This is a genomic window from Hymenobacter sp. UV11, from assembly GCF_004684095.1.
Classification (GTDB): domain Bacteria; phylum Bacteroidota; class Bacteroidia; order Cytophagales; family Hymenobacteraceae; genus Hymenobacter.
Genome location: NZ_SRII01000004.1, coordinates 142,986 through 161,318, shown reverse-complemented (window position 1 = coordinate 161,318; position 18,333 = coordinate 142,986). Strand labels below are relative to the sequence as shown.

The following is an 18,333-nucleotide window of genomic DNA, read 5'->3' as shown; positions in this document are numbered from 1 at the left end:
GATAAAGTTGTGTACCTTTACGCAACGTTTCACCCTTTTCCCCTTTCATCATGTCTGCTACCGCCACCGCCACCAAGTGGGTCCTCGACCCCATGCACTCCGAAGTGCAGTTCAAAATCAAGCACTTAGTTATCTCTACCGTCACGGGCTCGTTCAAAACGTTCCAGGGCACGGCCCAGAGCGAAGGCGACGATTTTGAGAATGCGGATATCGAATTCACGCTCGACGTAGACAGCATCGACACCAACCAGGAGCAGCGCGACCAGCACCTCAAGGCCGACGACTTTTTCAACGCCGCCGCTTTCCCCCAGATTAAATTCCAGTCCACCTCCTTTACCAAGAAGAGCGGCAGCGACTACAAGCTAGTGGGCGACCTCACTATCAAGGACATCACCAAGCCCGTTACCCTCGATGTAGAGTACGGCGGCACGGCCGTTGACTTCTACGGCAACACCAAAGCCGGCTTCGAAATCACGGGTAAAATCAACCGCAAAGAGTACGGCCTCACCTGGGGCGGCATCACCGAAGCCGGCGCTATCGTACTCGGCGACGATGTGAAGCTGAACATCAACGTGCAGTTTGCCAAGCAAGTAGCTGCTTAACTGCGAACTGGCTTCTTACAAAAGTACGCCAAAGAAGAACGTCATGCTGAGCTTGTCGAAGCATCTCTACCACGTAAGTAACCTCAATGATTGGTCTTACTTACGCGGTAGAGATGCTTCGACAAGCTCAGCATGACGTTCTTTTATAGTGTATGCTTATAAAAAGCCTCCTCACGCCGTACGCTTCAGGCCAATAATACCCACTAGAATGCAGCCGATGTAGAACACGTGGGCCCACTGGAAAGCCTCTTTGAGCACCAGCGTGTCCACGATTTTGATACCGACCAGGGCCATGCCCATCCAGATGGCAAAGGCCGTGGAGGCCGGAATAACGTTGAGTGCCTTCGAGAAGAAAAACACGTTGCCCACGCCAAACGCAACGTAGCAAATGGCCGGCACCAGGGTTACCACGCCCGTTGAGTTAGCGAAAAACTGCGACCAGTCAATCGCCTTAATCTTGGCAACGCTCGTGTATTTGAGGCTGTAGTTCCAGCACACCTCCATCACGGAAGCGAGCAGCAGGTAGAGCCAGGCAGGGTTAAAGCTGAGCGTCAAGACAGGGCAGTGGCAACAGGGCGGGAAGAATCGGCGGGAACGGCCGTCAGAGCGGCATCGGGCTCGTCGGGGGGGGTAGGGCCGTTGGGGTGGCCGCCGGGGCGCAGGGCCACCACAGTTTCGGCGGCGCCTTCGGGCACTTCCCAGCCTTGCAGCACTTTGGCGGGGGGTAGGCGGTCGCCCAGCCAACTCAGGGCGCGCCAGCGGGCACCGTGGTACAGCCGGAACAGCGCCGAGCGCTCGGCCAGCGCCTTTTCATCGAAGCGGTACACCGAAAACGCGTGCTGCGCGAAGTAGTCTTTCGGAAACGCGTAGGGCAGGCCCCAGCGCTCGGGCTTGCGGTTTTCGGGCAGGTAGGCGGTGCCGAAAAGCCAGTCCCAGACCGCAAACTTGGTCGAGAAGTTAGCGAAGTACACTTCCTCGTGGTCGGCGTGGTGCCAGAGGTGCATCTCTGGACCGTTGATAACGTACTGCAGCTTACCCGATTTCACGTTGATATTGGCGTGAATGTACATGCCCCACACGGCATCAATCAGCGCCTTTATCGGCACTACTATCGGGTTGGCTCCCAGCAGAATAATGGGTGCAAACTCAATGGTTTGGTTGATGATAATTTCCACGATGTGCGAGCGCGAGCCAGCCAGCCAGTCCACCTGCTTGCCCGAGTGGTGCGCCTCGTGGGTGCGCCAAAAGAACGCGCTGTTGTGCTGAAAGCGGTGAAACCAGTAGATGTAGAAGTCGTGGGTAAGCACAAAAAAGCCCACCTGCGTCGCCACCGGCCAGCTGCTCACCAAGTGAAACCGCGCCCCAAAATGCGCGGCCAGCGGCGCAATGATGAACCCAAAAATCACAATCTGCAGAAAGTAGCTCTGCACCAGCGTGTACCAAAAGAGGTCCACGAATAGCCCTTCGCGGAAGAAGGGCAGGCCCTTGCGGTACGGAAACTTGCGCTCTAGCACCAGTAATACCACCACCGCCAGCAGCAAGATGGGAGTGGTAATCATGGTGGTGCGCAACACGGGGGTTGCCTCCTGGTAAAACTGGCTTATCGTCTCTAGCATACTGTATAATGACTAGTTGGCTTCCCTAACCCGGCCCGACCGCCGAATGTTCAGGCAAGTTAGCCCGCAGAAGCCGCAGAGGGTTTCGCAGAAGTCGCAGAACGTTCTGCGACTTCTGCGAAACCCTCTGCGGCTTCTGCGGACTAAAAAATTCCCGAAGCTTACGCGGCCGTTACCTCGCGGCGCAGGCGGCGCAGGGGCTCCTTCTCGCTCTCGTACACCACCTTCACACCGTCGCCGAGGCCGGCTTCGGTGTCGCGGATGTCGCGCACCATCTTGGCCAGGCCGCCGGGCTCTACGCTGGCAGCATGGTCGCTACCCCACATGGCGCGGTCGAGGGTGAAGTGGCGCTCCACGAAGGTGGCGCCCAGGGCTACCGCCGTTACGGTGGTGCTCAGGCCGGTTTCGTGGCCCGAGTAGCCGATGGGCGTGCCCGGAAACTGCGCTTGCAGCGTTGAAATCATGCGCAGGTTCAGCTCCTGCGGGGGGCAGGGGTAGGCCGACGTGCTGTGCGCAATCATCAGGTTATCAAGGCCTACGTACTTCACGGCGTCCGTGATTTCCTGCTGGGTGCTCATGCCGGTGCTCAGCATGAGGGGCCGGCCGGTGGCGCGCACGCGGTCGAGCAAGGGCTTGTCGGTGAGCGAGGCTGAGGCCATCTTGTACATCACCGGGCTGAACTGCTCCATGAAATCGACGGAGGGCTCATCCCAGCACGAAGCAAACCAATCGATACCCTTGGCCTTGCAGTAGTCGTCGATAGCCGTGTATTCTTCTAGGCCAAACTCCGTTTTGCGCTTGTAGTCGATGTAGCTCATGCGGCCCCAGGGGGTATCGCGCATTTTTTCCCACTGGTCCTTGGGCACGCACAGCTCGGGGGTGCGCTTCTGAAACTTCACGGCGTCGGCGCCGGCCGTTACGGCCGCGTCGATGAGCTGCTTAGCCAGGTCGAGCGAGCCGTTGTGGTTAATGCCGATTTCGGCAATGATATAGCACGGCTGGCCGGGGCCAATGGCGCGGTTCTTCTTGATTTGAACTATCGACATAATAAGAGAAGGTGGTGGGCGAAAAGTAACAGAAAAAGTAACCTAACAGCGTAGCAGCCGGGCAGGTTTTGCTTCCCGCTAACTACGACGCTGCCACTCTGATTTTATTTTACCAGCCCACTATTCCGAGCTTTCGTCTACGGGGGCCTTGCCGCCCTGGCAGCTGATAATCAGCTCGGCCAGCTCGCGGAAAGCACCGTGGCCGCCGCGCGCCCGGCAGCGGTAATCGGCCACGTCGCGGGCAAATACGGTAGCATCGCCGGGGCAGGCGGCCAGCCCCACGAGGCCCAGAATGGGCACGTCGTTGGTATCGTCGCCGATAAAAGCAACCTGCTCAGCCGTGAGGCCGGTGCGGGCCAGAATCTCGGCTAGCAGCGGCGCCTTGTCCTTAATACCCAGATGCAACTCCGTGATTTTGAGCTTGTCGGCGCGCTTCTGCACCGAGGGCGAACGCTCGCCGGTGACGATGCCCGTCTCCACGCCCACGGCGCGCAGGCGCTCCACGCCCATACCATCGCGGATGTTGAAGCGCTTGAGCACTTCGCCACTTTCGCCGTAGTACACGCCACCGTCGGTCAGCACGCCATCGCAATCGGTGAGGACAAGTTTGATGCGGCGAGCTTTAGCGGCAAGGTCGGCGTGTTTCATGTAAGGATTTGGTGAAATTTTATCTAAAATTAATACCGGGAGCAGCATAAGCTTTAGCTTGTGCGCTGCTAGCCCTCGCTTCGACGACGTACGAGCTAAAGCCTATGCTACTTAAATGGCCGTCCAGCCGCCATCTACCACGAGGTTGGCGCCCGTCATGTAGGCCGAGGCGTCGGAGGCCAGAAACACCACCGCGCCCTGGTAGTCGGTGGGCGCGGCCATGCGGCCGAGCGGCGTTTTGGCGCTGTACTGCTTCACAAAAAAGGCGTCCTGGCTGTTCTCTACCCCCCCCGGCGAGAGCGTATTCACGCGCACGCCCTTGGCGCCCCAGTAGGCAGCCAGGTAACGGGTGAAGTTCACAACCGCGCCCTTAGTAGTGGGGTAGGACGGTGATTTATAGAACGTTTGCTCTCCGGCCTCGTTGCGGTAAATACTCTGGTCAGGCCCCACCAGGCCGTAAGTGCTGGCCACGTTGATGATGGAGCCGTGGCCCTGCTCGGCCATTGGCGTGCCGAAAACCTGCGCCGCCAGGAAAACGCCCGTCACGTTCACCTCCAGCACCTGCCGGAACGTCGCCACCGGGAAATTCTCAAACTTGCTGAGGTCAGCGGCCATCGCTGGGTTCTCAAACATGTCGTTGATGGCGGCATTGTTCACCAGAATATCGATGTGGCCGAAGTGCTCGATAATGATGTCGCGCGCGGCGGCCAGCGACTCGGGCGAGGTCACATCCACGGCGAGGGGTAGGTGCACGGCGCCGGGCAGGCCGGCGGCCACTTCGCGGGCCTTGTCGAGGTGCAGGTCGGCTACCACTACGTTGGCGCCGGCCAGGGCCAGGGCCTCGCAGTGCTTCTGGCCAATGAGGCCGCACGCGCCGGTCACGATGGCCGTTTTGTTGGTTAGGTCGAAAAAATTCATGGGGGTAGTATCGCCCGACGGTCACCTCACCCCCTACCCCCTCTCCTTTGGGAAAGGGGGAACTAGCTTCTAGTTTTCCTAGAAACCTACAAGGAATAACGCGTTACGCCAGGCTTGAAAGCAGCTATGGCTAAGACTAAAAGCTAGTTCCCCTCTCCCCAAGGAGAGGGGGGTAGGGGGTGAGGTTGCCGTCGGGTTACTTCTTCACCGGCGCGGCATTGGTCACCTTACGGAATACCGCTTCCAGCGGCTCGCCTTCCAGGCGGCCAGCCACGTCGCCCTTCTCGATGGCATCCTTGAGCAGGGGTAGGACCTCGCCGTAGGCGGCCAGGGTTTGGGCCACGTCCTCGTCGGTGTGCGAGAAGCTCATGTTGTGGAAGCCGCCCCACAGGATGCCGCGCTTGAAGAGCTCCTGCTGCACGTAGGCTTTGGTTTCCAGGGGGTTGCCGGCGCTGGCGTCGAAGGTCACGATGCTGCGGCAGTCGTAGCCGTAGCACTTGGTGTAGCTGCTCAGGCCGAGGTCGGCGGCAATTTTATTGTAGCCTTCCTTCAGCTTGTTGCCCTGGCTGGCCAGGAACGCGGGCACGTTCTTCTCGCGCATCTCGCTGATGGTGGCAATGGTAGCCGCCAGGCTCAGGGCCTCACCCCCGAAGGTGGTGAAGAAAAACACGTCCTGCTCGAATAGCTGGAGCACGTCCTTGCGGCCGGTGAGCAGTGCGATGGGCATACCGTTGGCGCAGGCCTTGGAGTACACGGCCAGGTCGGGCGTGATGCCGAAATACTCCTGCGCGCCACCAATGGCAATGCGGAAGCCGGTCCACATCTCATCAAAAATCAGCAGCGTGCCGTTCTCCTTGCAGAGGCGGGCCACTTCGTGCAGGAAGTTATCCTTGGGCGCGTCGAAAATGAACGGCTCCAGGATGACGCAGGCCACCTCGGGCGTCAGCATTTCCTTGAACGAGTCGAGGTTGTTGTACTCGAAGGCACTTACCAACTCCTTGCTTTCCTGCGGAATACCCTTATCGCGGCTCGTGGTGCCGATATACCAGTCGTGCCAGCCGTGGTAGCCGCAGCACAGCACGTCCTTGCGGCCCGTAAAGGCGCGCGACACGCGCACCGCCGCCGAGCACACGTCGGCCCCGGTCTTGCTGATACGGATGCTCTCGGCGTTCGGGATAATCTCGTGAATCAGCTCCGCGACCTCTACTTCCAGCTCGTGCATCATCGAAAACGTGATGCCGTCTTCGAGCTGCGCCCGGATAGCGTCGTCTACGCGGGGGTAGGCGTAGCCGAGGCTCAGGGGACCGATACCCATTTGGTAGTCAATGTATTCGTTGCCATCAACGTCCCACACGTGCGAGCCCTTGCCGCGCTTCACATACTTGGGCGCGGCGCCTTTGGTATACTGGCCCGGCCCCTTGGCGAGGGTTTGGGTGACCGGGGTCATGATTTTCTGCGCCCGGGCGTAGAGTTCGTCGGATTTCTGGAAATTCATAGGATGAGCTTGGTTGTTCTTTGTAAAAGTAGAACGTCATGCTGAGCTTGTCGAAGCATCTCTACCGCTTCATTCAACGAGGCGGTAGAGATGCTTCGACAGGCTCAGCATGACGGCCGATTACAGCGGGGAAATTACTCGGCAAATACGTTTTCGACCACCTTGGTCTTCGCGCCGAAGGTGTGCTCCCCGTCGCCCAGCCGCTCGCCGATGCGGCGGGCAATGTGCTGGCCGGTAAAGCCTTCGTATTCGAGCACTTCGCTCAGCAGGCCGGGCTTGTACCAGCGCTCTTTCAGGGCCAGCGGCAGCACCTTGGCAGTCAGCTCGTTTGCTAATAGAAGCTCAGCCAGGATGGAGTAGAGGCCACCGGTCTGGAAGTGGTCCTCCACGGTCACGATGAGGCTACCCCCCTTCACGACGGTCAGCACGGCGGCTTCGTCCAGGGGCTTGAGGCTGCGCAGGTTCACGAGGCCCACCGAGTAGCCGGCTTCGGTGAGTAAGTCCTTGGCAATGAGCGCTTGCTCGAAGAGCATGCCGTAGGTGAGGATGGTCACGTCCTTGCCCTCGGCTACGATTTCGGCCTTGCCCATCTCATACGGGGCGTGCTGGTAGGTGGCGGGGCGGGTGTTTACGCGTAGGTAGGCGGGGTCGGGCGAGGCCCAAATGGCGGGCAGCATGGCCAGCATGTCCTGCTCGTCGGCGGGCGCAAAAACCGTCATACCCGGAATGCCGCGCATGAGCGAAACGTCCTCGATAGCCTGGTGGGTAGGGCCATTGCCATCCGACAAAAAGCCGGGAACGAAGGCGCTGATTTTCACCGGCAAATTGGCAATGCCCACGTCGGTGCGGATAAACTCAAACGCCCGCAGCGTGAGGAACGTGGCCAGCGCGTGCACCACCGGCACGCGGCCGCGCAGGGCCAGGCCGGCAGCGGCGCCAATCATGGTTTGCTCCGTGATGCCGGTGTCAATGAAGCGGGCGCCCAGCGGGCCGGGCAGGTTGCGGATAAGGGCGCGGTTTTCGGCCGTCATCACCAGCAGGCGCTCGTCGGCCAGGGCAGTTTCGTGGATAAGCTGTTCGTAATTCATATCGCAGATTTAACGGATTTAACGGATTCCGCGGATACGGCGCTGAAGCGCCTGATTATGCGGATAAAATTCAGACTCAGGTTTAGACCCGGACTCAGCCGAAGATGGTGGTGAGTGGAGGAAGCTTTGCGCAGCAAAACGGCCAACGCCAACGTAGTCAGGCGCTTTAGCGTCGTATCTACGAAATCCGTTAAATCCGTTAAATCTGCGGTCTTAGCGCACGGTGAGGGTTTCGCTGGTGAGCGTGGTGGCTTCCTGGCTGTGTAGCTCTTTGAGCAGCTCCACTACCTCGTCGCTGCTGAAATTGCAGAACCAGCGGTCGGCGCGGCGCTCGATGCTGGGTAGGCCGCGGCCGCGCACCGTGTCGCAGATGATGACCGAAGGCTTGTCCTCGCTGAACGGCAGGGCCGTGAACGCCTCCTCCAGCGCCGCGAAGTCGTGGCCGTCGATGCGTTTTACCACCGCGCCGAAAGCCTCAAACTTGGGGGCCAGCGGCTCCAGCGGAATGAGGTCTTCGGTGGCGATATTGGCCTGGAAGTGGTTGCGGTCTACCACGATAGTGAGGTTGTTGACCTTGTGGGCGCTGGCTACCAGCAGGGCTTCCCAGCAGGTGCCTTCGTTCAGCTCGCCGTCGCCGGTTATCACGATAACCTTCTGGTTTTGGCCGCGCATGCGCGCATCCAGGGCCACGCCCAGCGCCACGCTCGGCAGGTGGCCCAGCGAGCCCGAGTGAAACTCGACACCCGGCACGCTGCGGTTGGGGTGCCAGTAGATGGAGTCGTTCGACTTCAAGTGGTTGGCCAGCCGCTCCTTAGGCATGAAGCCTAGCTCGGCGAAGGTGCCGTAGAGGGCCGGCACGTCGTGGCCCTTGCTCAGGAAGAGGTAGTCGCGCTCGGGGTCCTGGAGGTTGCCAGGGTGCACGTTGAGGAAGTCGGCGTAGAGGTACACCAGCAGGTCGGCGCAGCTCAGCGAGGCGCCCGTGAAGCAGCCGCCATCAGTGCTGAGGCGCACAATGTGCTCGCGCACGCGCAGGGCCAGGGCCTTTAGTTCTTCTTGTTTTTCGGAGGTCATAAGTACTTTGCTAATTGCTACTTCCACGTCTGTCATTGCGAGCAACGCGAAGCAATCGCACCAGAACGACACCCGAACGACCTCGTTCTGGTGCGATTGCTTCGCGTTGCTCGCAATGACAGTCTCAATTGAATTTCTCTTTCGTTTGCTCGGTCGAAACGGTTTTCAACTCGTCCAAATGGTTGCGGTACCAGTTCACGCCGGCCAGGTCAGCATTTAAGGCGTAAATGTCCGGCCTTTGTTTTAATAAAGTCAGGATATCGTCCAGCCCAAAATGAGAATTGGCTGGATGAAGTGCTTCGTACACGGCTTTGATGAACTCATAATCAGCCGGATAATCAATGGTGAAGCGGTGCGACATCGAGTAGTCCAAACCCGTCTCCCAGGTCACGTTGGCCAGCCGGAAGCGGTCGGGGTTTTCCCAGAAGAAGGGGGTAGTGTGCTCGCGCTCCAGCGGGCGGCGGGCCTCGCGCCAGGCCGTTTCGAGGGCCGCGAAGGTCATGGCCTCCACGTCGTTGCCATCGGGGTAGGTGGCGGGGTGCAGGTTGCTCACGAAGTCGTACTGGCCCTTCGTATCGGCAAAAAAGCCGAGGACTTTATCAATGATGGCCGGGTCGATGAGCGGGCAGTCGCTGGGGATTTTTACTACCCCCTCGGTTTCGCCGAAGTGCAGCGCGGCCTGGTAGTGACGGTCGAGCAGGTCGAGGGCGCTGCCGCGAAATACCTCAATCCCATACTGTTGGCACAGCTCGGCCAGCGGGTCGTCGCTGGGTTCGGTGGTGGTGATAACGGCCACGCGGCCCGCCAGCCGTGCCTGCTGCACGCGCTCGACCTGGCGCACCAGCAGCGGCCGGCCTACAAGGTCGAGGCTGACTTTATCGGGGAGGCGCGAGGAGCCGCGCCGGGCTTGGATGAGGGTGAGCATAGGCTATTAAGTTATTGTCATGCAGAGCGCAGCGAAGCATCTCGCGTGAAGTCGTCCTCACCTTAGAAATTACTACCCCACGCGAGATGCTTCGCTGCGCTCTGCATGACGTTCTTTTTTGATTTCAGCGGGCTGATACTGCTGCAAAAACGCCGGGCCCGAGCCTTCAAAACGCCCAAACTGCCGGCAAATGTCGGCGATGCGCTGGGCGCTGGTGCCGCCGTTTTGGATGGGCAGCTTGCGCTGGAGGTCGGCCACGTCGAAGTACGAATGCACCGGAATACCCAGCGCCAGACCCACGTAAGCCACAGTGCTGTACTGCGTTATGAGTTCCACCGAGTTAGCAATCATCTCCTCGGTGTTGCCTTCGGTGAAGATGAGGGCGCTGGGCGGGGCGTATTTCTTGACCTCGGCCGTGGCGCGGACCATGTCCTCGTTGGGGTGAAACTTGAAAATCATGGGCCGGCCGGCGGCGATGCGCGTGGCGTGGCGGATGAACTTCTTGCGGTTGTCGGGCCGGAAGGTTTCGCGCATGTCGGTGGTGGCCACCAGCACGTAGCCACGGTGCGGAAACGTGTTGGTGCGCAGCTTCTCCACGTCGTCGAAATTGGGGATGCCCGTGACCACAAGCTTGCCCTTATCGACCCCAATCTTCTCGAAGTGCTCGGCGTAGCCAGGCGAGGCCACGCAGTAGATATCGCAGCAGTTATTCATGCCATTGAGCGCAGTGCCGATGGCCAGAATGGGGAAATTGGTGCAGCGCTTTACCAGTCGCGCCCACAGGTGGAGCGGGTCGGTCATACCCTCCTGCACGAATATTGACTTGGTGGTTTTCAGCAAGTTCCAGGGCACCACGATGTCGGAGCAGCACACGATGAGGTCGTATTTATGGCGCAGCTCGCGGTTTTCAAAGTCGCGGCGCAGCTGGTGCTGGGCCACGTAGCGGTCGGCTTTTTCCTTCACCAGGCCCTGCACAATGGTCTTGTCCAGGATGTTGTTGCGCAGCAGCCACTCGTAGAAGCCGCGCATCCAGCCGTCGTAGTAGAGCTGGCTGAAGTAAGGTTCGTATTCCTCTTCGAGTAGCTGCGCCACCCGGTGCATCTGGGTAGTCTGGTTGGGCGAGCCGATGAGGTACAGCGCTTTTTTCACTGACAAAAAGTAGGTATGCCTACAAAAATACAACCGCGGCCGATTGGTTGGCGACCGGGCAGGGAGCAGAAAAGTGTGCGACCCGAGTAGCGAACGGTTACTTTCGGCCCGGCTCCCATCCTATTTACTCTTGGTATGCGCTCATTTTCCCCGTTTTTGGCGCTCGGAGCGGCCTTATTGTCGCTGGTGGCTTCTGCCCAAACGCCTGCCCCTACCCCCCCCTGGGTGCCCGACCTGGGCACCGGACAATACAAAAACCCGGTGCTCTACGCCGACTATTCCGACCCCGACGTGGTGCGGGTGGGCCGCGATTATTACCTCACCTCGTCGAGCTTCAACTCGGCGCCGGGCCTGCCCATTCTGCACTCCCGCGACCTAGTCAACTGGACTATTATCGGCCACGCGCTGCCGGTGCAGCCGCCCCGCGACCGCTACGACCAGGTGCAGCCGGGCAACGGCGTGTGGGCGCCCGCGCTACGCTACCACGCCGGCCAGTTTTACCTCTATTACCCCGACCCCGACCTGGGCATTTTTCTGGTGAAGGCCACCAACCCGGCCGGGCCGTGGTCGGAGCCGGTGTGCGTAAAGGCTGCCAAGGGCTGGATTGACCCCTGCCCCTTCTGGGATACTGACGGCCGCGCCTACCTCGTGCACGCCTTCGCGGGCAGCCGCGCGGGTGTCAAGAGCGTTATTCATGTGAGCGAGATGGCCCCCGATGGGCTGAGCTTGCTGGGCGAGGACCGGCTGGTATTTGATGGGCATAAGAACCACCCCACCATTGAAGGGCCCAAGTTTTACAAGCGCCACGGCTACTACTACATCTTCGCGCCGGGTGGCGGGGTGGGGCAGGGCTGGCAGGTGGCGCTGCGCAGCAAGCAGGTGTTCGGGCCTTATGAGGATAAAATTGTGCTGGCCCAGGGCCCTACCCCCACCAACGGCCCGCACCAGGGCGCGTGGGTCGACACGCCCGATGGCAAGCAGGATTGGTTTCTGCACTTCCAGGACCAGGGCGCCTACGGCCGGGTGGTGCACCTGGAGCCGATGCAGTGGAAAAACGACTGGCCCGTGATGGGCCTCGACCCCGACGGCGACGGCACCGGCCAGCCGGTGCTCACCTACCGCAAGCCCAAGGTGCCCGGCAAGGTAGCCGTGGCCGTGCCCGCCACGTCCGATGAGTTTGACCACGGCCAGCCCGGCCTGCAATGGCAGTGGCAGGCCAACCCGCAGCCGCAGTGGCTGGCCCCTACCCCCCCGGCCGGCGGCCAGCTGGCCCTGGCCACCGCGCCCGTGCCCGCCGCAGCCAAAAACCTGTACCTGGTGCCCAGCCTGCTCCTGCAAAAGCCGCCCGCCGAGCAGTTCACGGCCACGACCAAATTGTTGTTTACGCCCCAGGCGGAGGGCGAGAAAGCGGGCCTCGTGGTGCTGGGTATGGACTACGCCACGCTCACCCTCACGCGCCAGGCCGGCGGCCTGCTCCTGAGCCAGACCACCTGCCTGCAAGCCGACAAGGGCGCCGCCGAAACCACCGCCGCCACGGCGGCCCTACCCCCCGGCCAGCCGCTGTACCTGCGCGTGGCGGTGCGGGCCGGCGCGCGCTGCCAGTTCAGCTACAGCGCCGACGGCCGGCAGTTTACGGCGCTCGGGCCGGAGTTCACGGCCAAGGAAGGCCGGTGGGTGGGCGCCAAGATGGGCCTGTTCTGCCTGAGCGCGGATGAGGGGGTAGGGGCCGGCCAGCTGGCCGTGGATTGGTGGCGGGTGGGACCTTAAAAGTTCAATTTTTTCTTGACACAATCGATTGCATAGCCCGGTTAGCAGATATTTGCCCTACTTTCGTTTTCCATTCGTTTTTTCCCGCCCCATGCACAAGCTGGCTACGCTAGACTACATCGTCTTTTTCGTCTACTTTTTGATAGTAGCCGGATACGGCATCTGGATTTATAATCGCAAGACGGGCCATGATGGCACCATTGAGGGCGACTCGAAAGACTACTTCCTGGCCGAAGGCTCGCTCACGTGGTGGGCCATCGGCTCGTCGCTGATTGCCAGCAATATCTCGGCCGAGCAGTTTGTGGCCATGTCGGGCTCGGGCTTTAAGATGGGCCTGGCCATTGCGGCCTACGAGTGGATGGCCGCCGTGACGCTGGTTATCGTGGCGGTGTTCTTCATTCCGGTGTACCTCAAGAACCGCATCTTCACGATGCCGCAGTTCCTGCACCAGCGCTACAACGGCACGGTGGCCATGATTATGGCCGTGTTCTGGCTGCTGCTCTACATTATCGTCAACCTGACGTCCATTCTCTACCTCGGGGCCATTGCGGCCAGCAGCGTATCGGGCCTCAACCTCAACTTCTGCATGTACGGGCTGGCCATTGCCGCCGTCATCATTACGCTGGGCGGCATGAAGGTAATTGGCTTCACGGACGTGATTCAGGTGTTCTTCCTCATTCTGGGCGGCCTGGCTACTACCTACCTGGCCATCAACCTGGTATCGGAGCACTACGGCACTACCGGCGTGTTCAACGGCCTGAACATCATGTATCACCAGGCCAACGACCACTTCCACATGATTTTGAAGCCGGATAATCCCAGCTACATCGACCTGCCGGGTCTCACCGTGCTGCTGGGCGGCCTCTGGATTGTGAACCTCAACTACTGGGGCTGCAACCAGTACATCACGCAGCGCGCCCTGGGTGCCGACTTGCCCACTGCCCGCAGCGGCCTCTTGTTTGCGGCCGTGCTCAAGCTCATGATGCCCATTATCGTGGTGCTGCCGGGCATTGCGGCCTACATCCTGTACAAGCAAAACGTGTTTGGCAGCGGCGAATTCATGCAGGGCGGCGAGCTCAACCCCGACCGCGCTTACCCGGTGCTGCTCAACATCTTGCCGGTGGGCCTCAAGGGCCTGTCGTTTGCGGCCCTCACGGCGGCCGTGGTGGCCTCGCTGGCCGGCAAAGCCAACTCGATTGCCACCATCTTCACGCTCGACATCTACAAGAAGGCCATCAACCCCAACGCCTCGGAGAAGACGCTGGTAACCACCGGCAAGATTGCCGTGGTGGTGGCCATGCTGCTGGGCATTCTCATTGCCCCGCACCTGGGCATCGACAAAAAGGGTGGCTTCACCTACATTCAGGAGTACACGGGCTTCGTGTCGCCGGGTATTTTTGCCATGTTCATCCTGGGCTTTTTCTGGAAGAAAGCTACGTCGAGCGCGGCGCTGTTTGCCACCATTGGCGGCTTTCTGCTGTCGGTGCTGCTCAAGTTTTTGCCCGGTATGGCGAACCTCTCGTGGCTGGCGCCCTTCGGCTTCGCCGTGCCAGTCAATGGCGTGTACGAGATTCCGTTTCTTGACCGCATGGGCTTCGTGTTTGTGTTCTGCATCATCGGCATGGTCATCATAAGCCTCATCGAAAACGCGCGCGGCGTAAAAACCAACGGCCTCGAAATCGACTCCTCCATGTTCAAGCCCAACCCTACGTTCACGGCCGGGGCCGTGCTCATTGTGGGCATCGTGGTAGCGCTGTACTCGGTATTCTGGTAGGCTCAAACTACCGGCAACCCACAAAAAAGCACCCGCCAAGGCGGGTGCTTTTTGCGTTTAGCAGGTTCCCTACCCCTCTCGGGCAGCGTATTTAGTAGATGAGGCGCAGGCCGGCGCCCCAGCCGTAGTTGCTGTCGTAGTTGCCGGCCAGGGCCACGTATTTGCCCAGGATGTAGCTGCTGCCGAGCCGGTACTCGCGGTCGGAGTTGACCATGAGGTCGGCGCGCAGGCGCCGGGTGATGGGCAGGCCGTCGCGCTCCAGCTGCAGGCGCATCTTGCCCTGGTGGTCGAGGCGCAGGTCCGACCACACCAGCAGGGGCAGGAAGTAGCGGATACCCACGCAGGCCACTTGGCGGAAGTCCTTGGAATTGTCGCTGCGGGTGGGCTGGCCGGGGGCGTCGGCGGCCGTGTTGGCGCCGCCGCGCATGTTGTTGCGGATGTCGGTACCCGCGTACACGGCCACGAACTGCTTGGGGCCGAGGTAGCGCTGCACGTGGGTTTCGGTTTCGTAGGAGCCGTGGTAGTTGGCGGCCACATCGGCCCGCAGCAGCCAGTAGGAGTTGCGCACGCCGCCCTGGGCAAACACGCCCTGGCTGAAGGCATCGACCCGCGCATACGGGAATAGCGCCCGGTCTTCGCTCACGAAGCGGGCCAGTTTCTTGGGGTCGTCGGTGAGGGTGGTGGAGCCGGCGTAGTGCACGATGCGCGCCATGCCCGAGTTGAGGTGGTAGAGCAGGTGGCAGTGAAAAAACCAGTCCTTCTCCTCGTTGGCGTCAAACTCGATGGTGACCATATCCATGGGGGCCACGCTGAGCGTGTTTTTGAGCGGCGAGTAGGCGCCCTGCCCGTTCAGGACCCGGAAAAAGTGCCCGTGCAAGTGCATGGGGTGGCTCATCATGGTGGTGTTGTGCAGCACGAAGCGCACCGTCTCGCCCTGCTTCACCTCAATCTTATCGGCGTTGGAGAGCACCTTGTTGTTGATGCTCCACACGTAGCGGAACATGTTGCCGGTGAGGTACAACTGCACCGTGCGCACCAGCCGGCCGGCCGGGATGGTGGTGGGCTGCGGGGCCTTCAGCATCTCGTAGTTGAGGAGCGTTTCGGCGGGGTAGGCGGCTTGCAGCTGCTTGGCCCCAGTCACGAACGTGCCGAGCGGGGCTTTCTTCATGCCGCCCATCTGCATACCGCCCATTTTTTTATCACCCATTTTCATGCCTTCGTCGCCGCTTTTCATGCCGGGCATGGGCGCGGCGGTCATGGCCGGCTTGGCGGCCGGGTCGTCCATTTTCATACCGGGCATGCCGGGCATGGCCGGCTGCTTGTCCATGCTCATGCCGGCCATACCGGGCATGTCACTCATGCCAGCGCTGCCGGCGGGGGCCACGCTGGGGGCCGGCACGTGGGCGGGGGCGCGGCCCATGGTCATGCCGGTCATCTGGCTCATCATGGTGTTCATGTCCTTGGTGAGCTGGTAGTAGTTGAGGCGCGGCAGGTCGGGGGCGGGGTGCAGGGGGCCGCTGCCCAGCAGCAGGCTGGTGTGGCGGGTCATGTCCCAGGACGTAGCGCGCAGCTCGTACTGGCCGGCGGCGGGCGGGGTCACTTCCACATCGTAGGTTTCGGCGGTGCCAATCAGCAGCTTATCGACCGCCACGGGCTGCACATCGACGCCATCGGCGGCTACCACGCGCAGCTTGCCGCCCCCAAACTGCACCCAGAAATACGACGCCGCCGAGCCATTGATGAGGCGCAGGCGCACCGGCTGGCCAGCCACCGCGTCGGGCAGTTGCTGGGTGGGCTGGCCATTCACGAGGTCGGCCTGGTAATACACGTCGGCCAGGTCCATCTGGGGCATGCGCTGCCACTCCTGGCGCAGCTTAGTGCCCAGGTAGCCGCTGGCCAGGGCGCCGCCGTAGCTCTGCACCGAGCCGCGCTCAATGGCGTACCAGTCGGTTTCGCGCTTCAGCGAGCGCAGCACTTCCCAGGGGTTTTCCTTGGTCCAGTCCGAGAGCAGCACCACGTGGTCGGGGGTGGCGAGGGGGGTAGGCGGGTAAATCACGATGGCCCCGTACTGCCCCTTTTGCTCATCGAGGCGCGAGTGCGAGTGGTACCAGAACGTGCCGTGCTGCTTGAGGGCAAACTTGAACTCGTGCACCTGGCCGGGCTCGATGAGCTCGGTCGTGAGCATGGGCACGCCGTCGTAGCGGTTGGGCAGCAGCAGCCCGTGCCAGTGAAACGACACCGTTTTCTGGGTCTGGTTGTGCAGGTAAATCAGCGCCGTATCGCCCTCCGTGAAGGTGAGCGTGGGCGAAGGCACCATGCCGTTGGTGGCCAGCGCGTGGTTGCGGATGCCGGCAATGGTCCAGGTCGTGTCGCGCACGTTCAGGTCGTAGCGCACGGTGCGCGAGGCGCGGGCCGCCGCCGCCACCGGGCTGGCATACAAGGCATTGTAGGCGGCGGGCTGCACCTGCTGCGCGCCGGCCGCCTGGGCCAGGCTCAGCAGCGCCAGCAGCAGCCAGGCCGCCGCGCCCCGGCCCCTACCCCCCCTGAGGGGGCGCAAGGCAGGCAGCCAGTTTTTCCAGTAATCAGCAGTTAGTAAGGTAATTATCATAACAAAAATCAAGTAGCAAGCACTGCCTTGCGTGAAGTAAGCGCGACCCAACCGGCTCCGCGGCCCACAAAAAAGCCCGGCAGTACCGGGCCTTTTTTGGGGCAGCGGGCTAGGCGGCCTGAATGTGGAAGCCGGCATCTTCGACCGCCTGCACCACCTGGCTGGCGGTGAGCTGGTCCGAGTTGACGGTCAGAATTTTATCGGGGTTGGCGGTATCGACCTGCCAGTTGCCGGCGCCGGCCTCGCGGTTGAGGGTGGGCGTCACGGCCTTGATGCAGCCGCCGCAGTTGATGTTGGTTTTAAATTTCAGGGTTTGCATGGCGAAAGAAGTTAGGGGCCACTACGGGGTGGCCGCATCTTTATAACGTAAACCCCCGGCGGCGGGTGCACCCAAAAGACCACACAATTAGGCCCGAATACTATAACATTCGGGAGTAAGGCCGGCTACATCTCCTCCTTCACCCCGGACTTAATCAGCCACCAGTTGACGGGGTAGGCCGTGAGGAAGCCCGCCAGCATGGCCAGCTGCATCATGAACCAAAACACCGGATTATTGGCCTTTAGCTCGTGCTTGAAAATGACGAAGGTGGCAATGGCCATCCAGCCATACATACCCACCTGCCAAGCCGTTAGCGACAGTGCATCGGCCTTCACGGCGGCCTTAAGACCCTCGGCCGGCGAGAGGTTTTTCATGGGCTTGATGGTGAAGTATTGGAAGGCGATGCCGAACAGAAAGGCCACGATATAATCGAGAATCCAGGCCCCAAAAATGGCGTGCCCCAGCACCACGAAGGGCACGTAGAGCACGAACGTCTCGACCAGCAGGTCGCCCAGGCTACAGCCGCTGCCGCAGTGCAGCACGCCCACCGCCACGCTCTGCCAAAAGGGCTTTTGCTGGCTGGGCGGCTCGGTGCCGGCCTCCTTGGCGGCCATCGCCTTTTTCTGGGTGCTGAGGCGGCCTAGTTTGTAGTAAGCCCACAGGCCCAGTGGCCCCGCGTAGAGCGGCGTGAGTATCCACACGGCGTTCATTATCCACATTTTTTGCCGGTGGCCGGCCACGATATCGAGGGCCACGAGGACCACGCAGAGCAGCGCCACCACCAGCGAAACCACGGCAACAGTATGCAGCATAACAGACAGCTTGAGGCCCGGCTCGTTCCGGGGTCGCGCTTCCTACGCAGCCCCTACCCCACCCGGCGGGCGCCACCGGCAAATTCCCCAAAAGCTGTGCGAACCGCGCCAAATTTTGCACGCTGGCGCAGGCCGGAGCCGGCCGCCGCACCGGCGGGCCAGCTCCGGCCGTTGGCCGCGGGCCTTACTTTTTCACGATGAGGTCCATGCCGCACTTCGGGCACTTGCCGGGGTGGTCGCTCACCACTTCGGGGTGCATGGGGCAGGTGTAGGCAGTGGCCATGCCGGCGGGCGCGGCGGTGCTATCGGCCGCTACGGCGGTGGTGGCGGCGGGGGCCGTGGTGGTGGTTTCGGTGGTCATGGTTTTGTTGTCGGAGCAGCTGGTGGCTACGCCAGCGAGGGTGGCCAGGGCCAGGCTCCAGGTCAGGAAACGCTTCATGGTTTTTGAAAAGAAAAAATGGGTAAATAAAGAAAAGGAGCTGAGCCGCAGCTCCG

Annotated in this window: 17 protein-coding genes; 3 read left to right on the top strand and 14 right to left on the bottom strand. The window is 61.2% G+C overall.

The genetic code is table 11. From position 1 onward, the window contains the following. Positions 1–50 precede the first annotated feature (50 nt). Positions 51–602, top strand: a complete 552-nt coding sequence (locus tag E4631_RS08160; RefSeq protein WP_133659611.1) for a YceI family protein — start codon at positions 51–53, stop codon at positions 600–602. A gap of 171 nt (positions 603–773) precedes the next feature. On the opposite strand, the gene E4631_RS08155 is transcribed toward E4631_RS08160, so the two are convergent. The 10 genes from E4631_RS08155 to E4631_RS08110 all read right to left on the bottom strand — a co-directional run bounded on the left by E4631_RS08155 (position 774) and on the right by E4631_RS08110 (position 10,558). Next, on the bottom strand, positions 774–1,157 hold the full coding sequence (locus tag E4631_RS08155) for a multidrug efflux SMR transporter (RefSeq protein WP_133659610.1): 384 nt from the start codon (positions 1,155–1,157) through the stop codon (positions 774–776). Then, positions 1,154–2,218, bottom strand: coding sequence for a sterol desaturase family protein (locus E4631_RS08150; RefSeq protein ID WP_133659609.1), 1,065 nt, complete (start codon positions 2,216–2,218; stop codon positions 1,154–1,156). Before E4631_RS08150 ends, E4631_RS08155 begins: the two co-directional genes overlap by 4 nt. A 161-nt stretch (positions 2,219–2,379) precedes the next feature. Continuing rightward, on the bottom strand, positions 2,380–3,264 hold the full coding sequence (locus E4631_RS08145) for an N-acetylneuraminate synthase family protein (protein ID WP_133659608.1): 885 nt from the start codon (positions 3,262–3,264) through the stop codon (positions 2,380–2,382). Positions 3,265–3,384: 120 nt separating this feature from the next. Then, the gene (locus E4631_RS08140; protein WP_133659607.1) at positions 3,385–3,912 is read right to left on the bottom strand and encodes an HAD family hydrolase; all 528 of its coding nucleotides are present in this window, start codon (positions 3,910–3,912) and stop codon (positions 3,385–3,387) included. 111 nt (positions 3,913–4,023) lie between these two features. Beyond that, entirely contained in the window at positions 4,024–4,830 is an 807-nt protein-coding gene (locus E4631_RS08135) for an SDR family oxidoreductase (protein ID WP_133659606.1), read from the bottom strand. A 196-nt stretch (positions 4,831–5,026) separates the two neighbouring features. Further along, positions 5,027–6,325 carry an aminotransferase class III-fold pyridoxal phosphate-dependent enzyme gene (locus E4631_RS08130; RefSeq protein ID WP_133659605.1) on the bottom strand — a complete coding sequence of 433 codons (1,299 nt, stop codon included), beginning with the start codon at positions 6,323–6,325 and terminating at the stop codon, positions 5,027–5,029. A 134-nt stretch (positions 6,326–6,459) separates the two neighbouring features. Then, complete coding sequence (locus E4631_RS08125) at positions 6,460–7,413, bottom strand: transketolase family protein (protein ID WP_133659604.1); 954 nt, start codon at positions 7,411–7,413, stop codon at positions 6,460–6,462. Positions 7,414–7,626: 213 nt separating this feature from the next. Next, positions 7,627–8,484 carry a transketolase gene (locus E4631_RS08120; protein WP_133659603.1) on the bottom strand — a complete coding sequence of 286 codons (858 nt, stop codon included), beginning with the start codon at positions 8,482–8,484 and terminating at the stop codon, positions 7,627–7,629. 124 nt (positions 8,485–8,608) lie between these two features. Further along, entirely contained in the window at positions 8,609–9,409 is an 801-nt protein-coding gene (locus E4631_RS08115) for an NTP transferase domain-containing protein (protein ID WP_133659602.1), read from the bottom strand. A gap of 72 nt (positions 9,410–9,481) precedes the next feature. Continuing rightward, positions 9,482–10,558 (bottom strand): hypothetical protein, encoded by a 1,077-nt coding sequence (locus tag E4631_RS08110; protein WP_133659601.1) that lies wholly within the window; start codon positions 10,556–10,558, stop codon positions 9,482–9,484. 135 nt (positions 10,559–10,693) lie between these two features. Between E4631_RS08110 and E4631_RS08105 the strand changes: the two genes are divergently transcribed. Both E4631_RS08105 and E4631_RS08100 read left to right on the top strand, forming a co-directional pair. Next, positions 10,694–12,325, top strand: a complete 1,632-nt coding sequence (locus E4631_RS08105) for a glycoside hydrolase 43 family protein (protein ID WP_133659600.1) — start codon at positions 10,694–10,696, stop codon at positions 12,323–12,325. Positions 12,326–12,416: 91 nt separating this feature from the next. After that, positions 12,417–14,099 (top strand): sodium/sugar symporter, encoded by a 1,683-nt coding sequence (locus E4631_RS08100; RefSeq protein ID WP_133659599.1) that lies wholly within the window; start codon positions 12,417–12,419, stop codon positions 14,097–14,099. 91 nt (positions 14,100–14,190) lie between these two features. Here E4631_RS08100 and E4631_RS08095 read toward each other — a convergent pair whose 3' ends face one another. The 4 genes from E4631_RS08095 to E4631_RS25875 all read right to left on the bottom strand — a co-directional run bounded on the left by E4631_RS08095 (position 14,191) and on the right by E4631_RS25875 (position 18,277). Beyond that, positions 14,191–16,707: a multicopper oxidase family protein gene (locus E4631_RS08095; RefSeq protein WP_166648244.1), complete on the bottom strand. Its 2,517-nt coding sequence runs from the start codon at positions 16,705–16,707 to the stop codon at positions 14,191–14,193. A 109-nt stretch (positions 16,708–16,816) separates the two neighbouring features. Continuing rightward, positions 16,817–17,026 (bottom strand): heavy-metal-associated domain-containing protein, encoded by a 210-nt coding sequence (locus tag E4631_RS08090; RefSeq protein ID WP_133659597.1) that lies wholly within the window; start codon positions 17,024–17,026, stop codon positions 16,817–16,819. A gap of 125 nt (positions 17,027–17,151) precedes the next feature. Further along, positions 17,152–17,838: a DUF4396 domain-containing protein gene (locus E4631_RS08085; RefSeq protein WP_133659596.1), complete on the bottom strand. Its 687-nt coding sequence runs from the start codon at positions 17,836–17,838 to the stop codon at positions 17,152–17,154. A 184-nt stretch (positions 17,839–18,022) separates the two neighbouring features. Continuing rightward, on the bottom strand, positions 18,023–18,277 hold the full coding sequence (locus E4631_RS25875) for a heavy metal-binding domain-containing protein (protein WP_166648233.1): 255 nt from the start codon (positions 18,275–18,277) through the stop codon (positions 18,023–18,025). Positions 18,278–18,333: the final 56 nt, after the last annotated feature.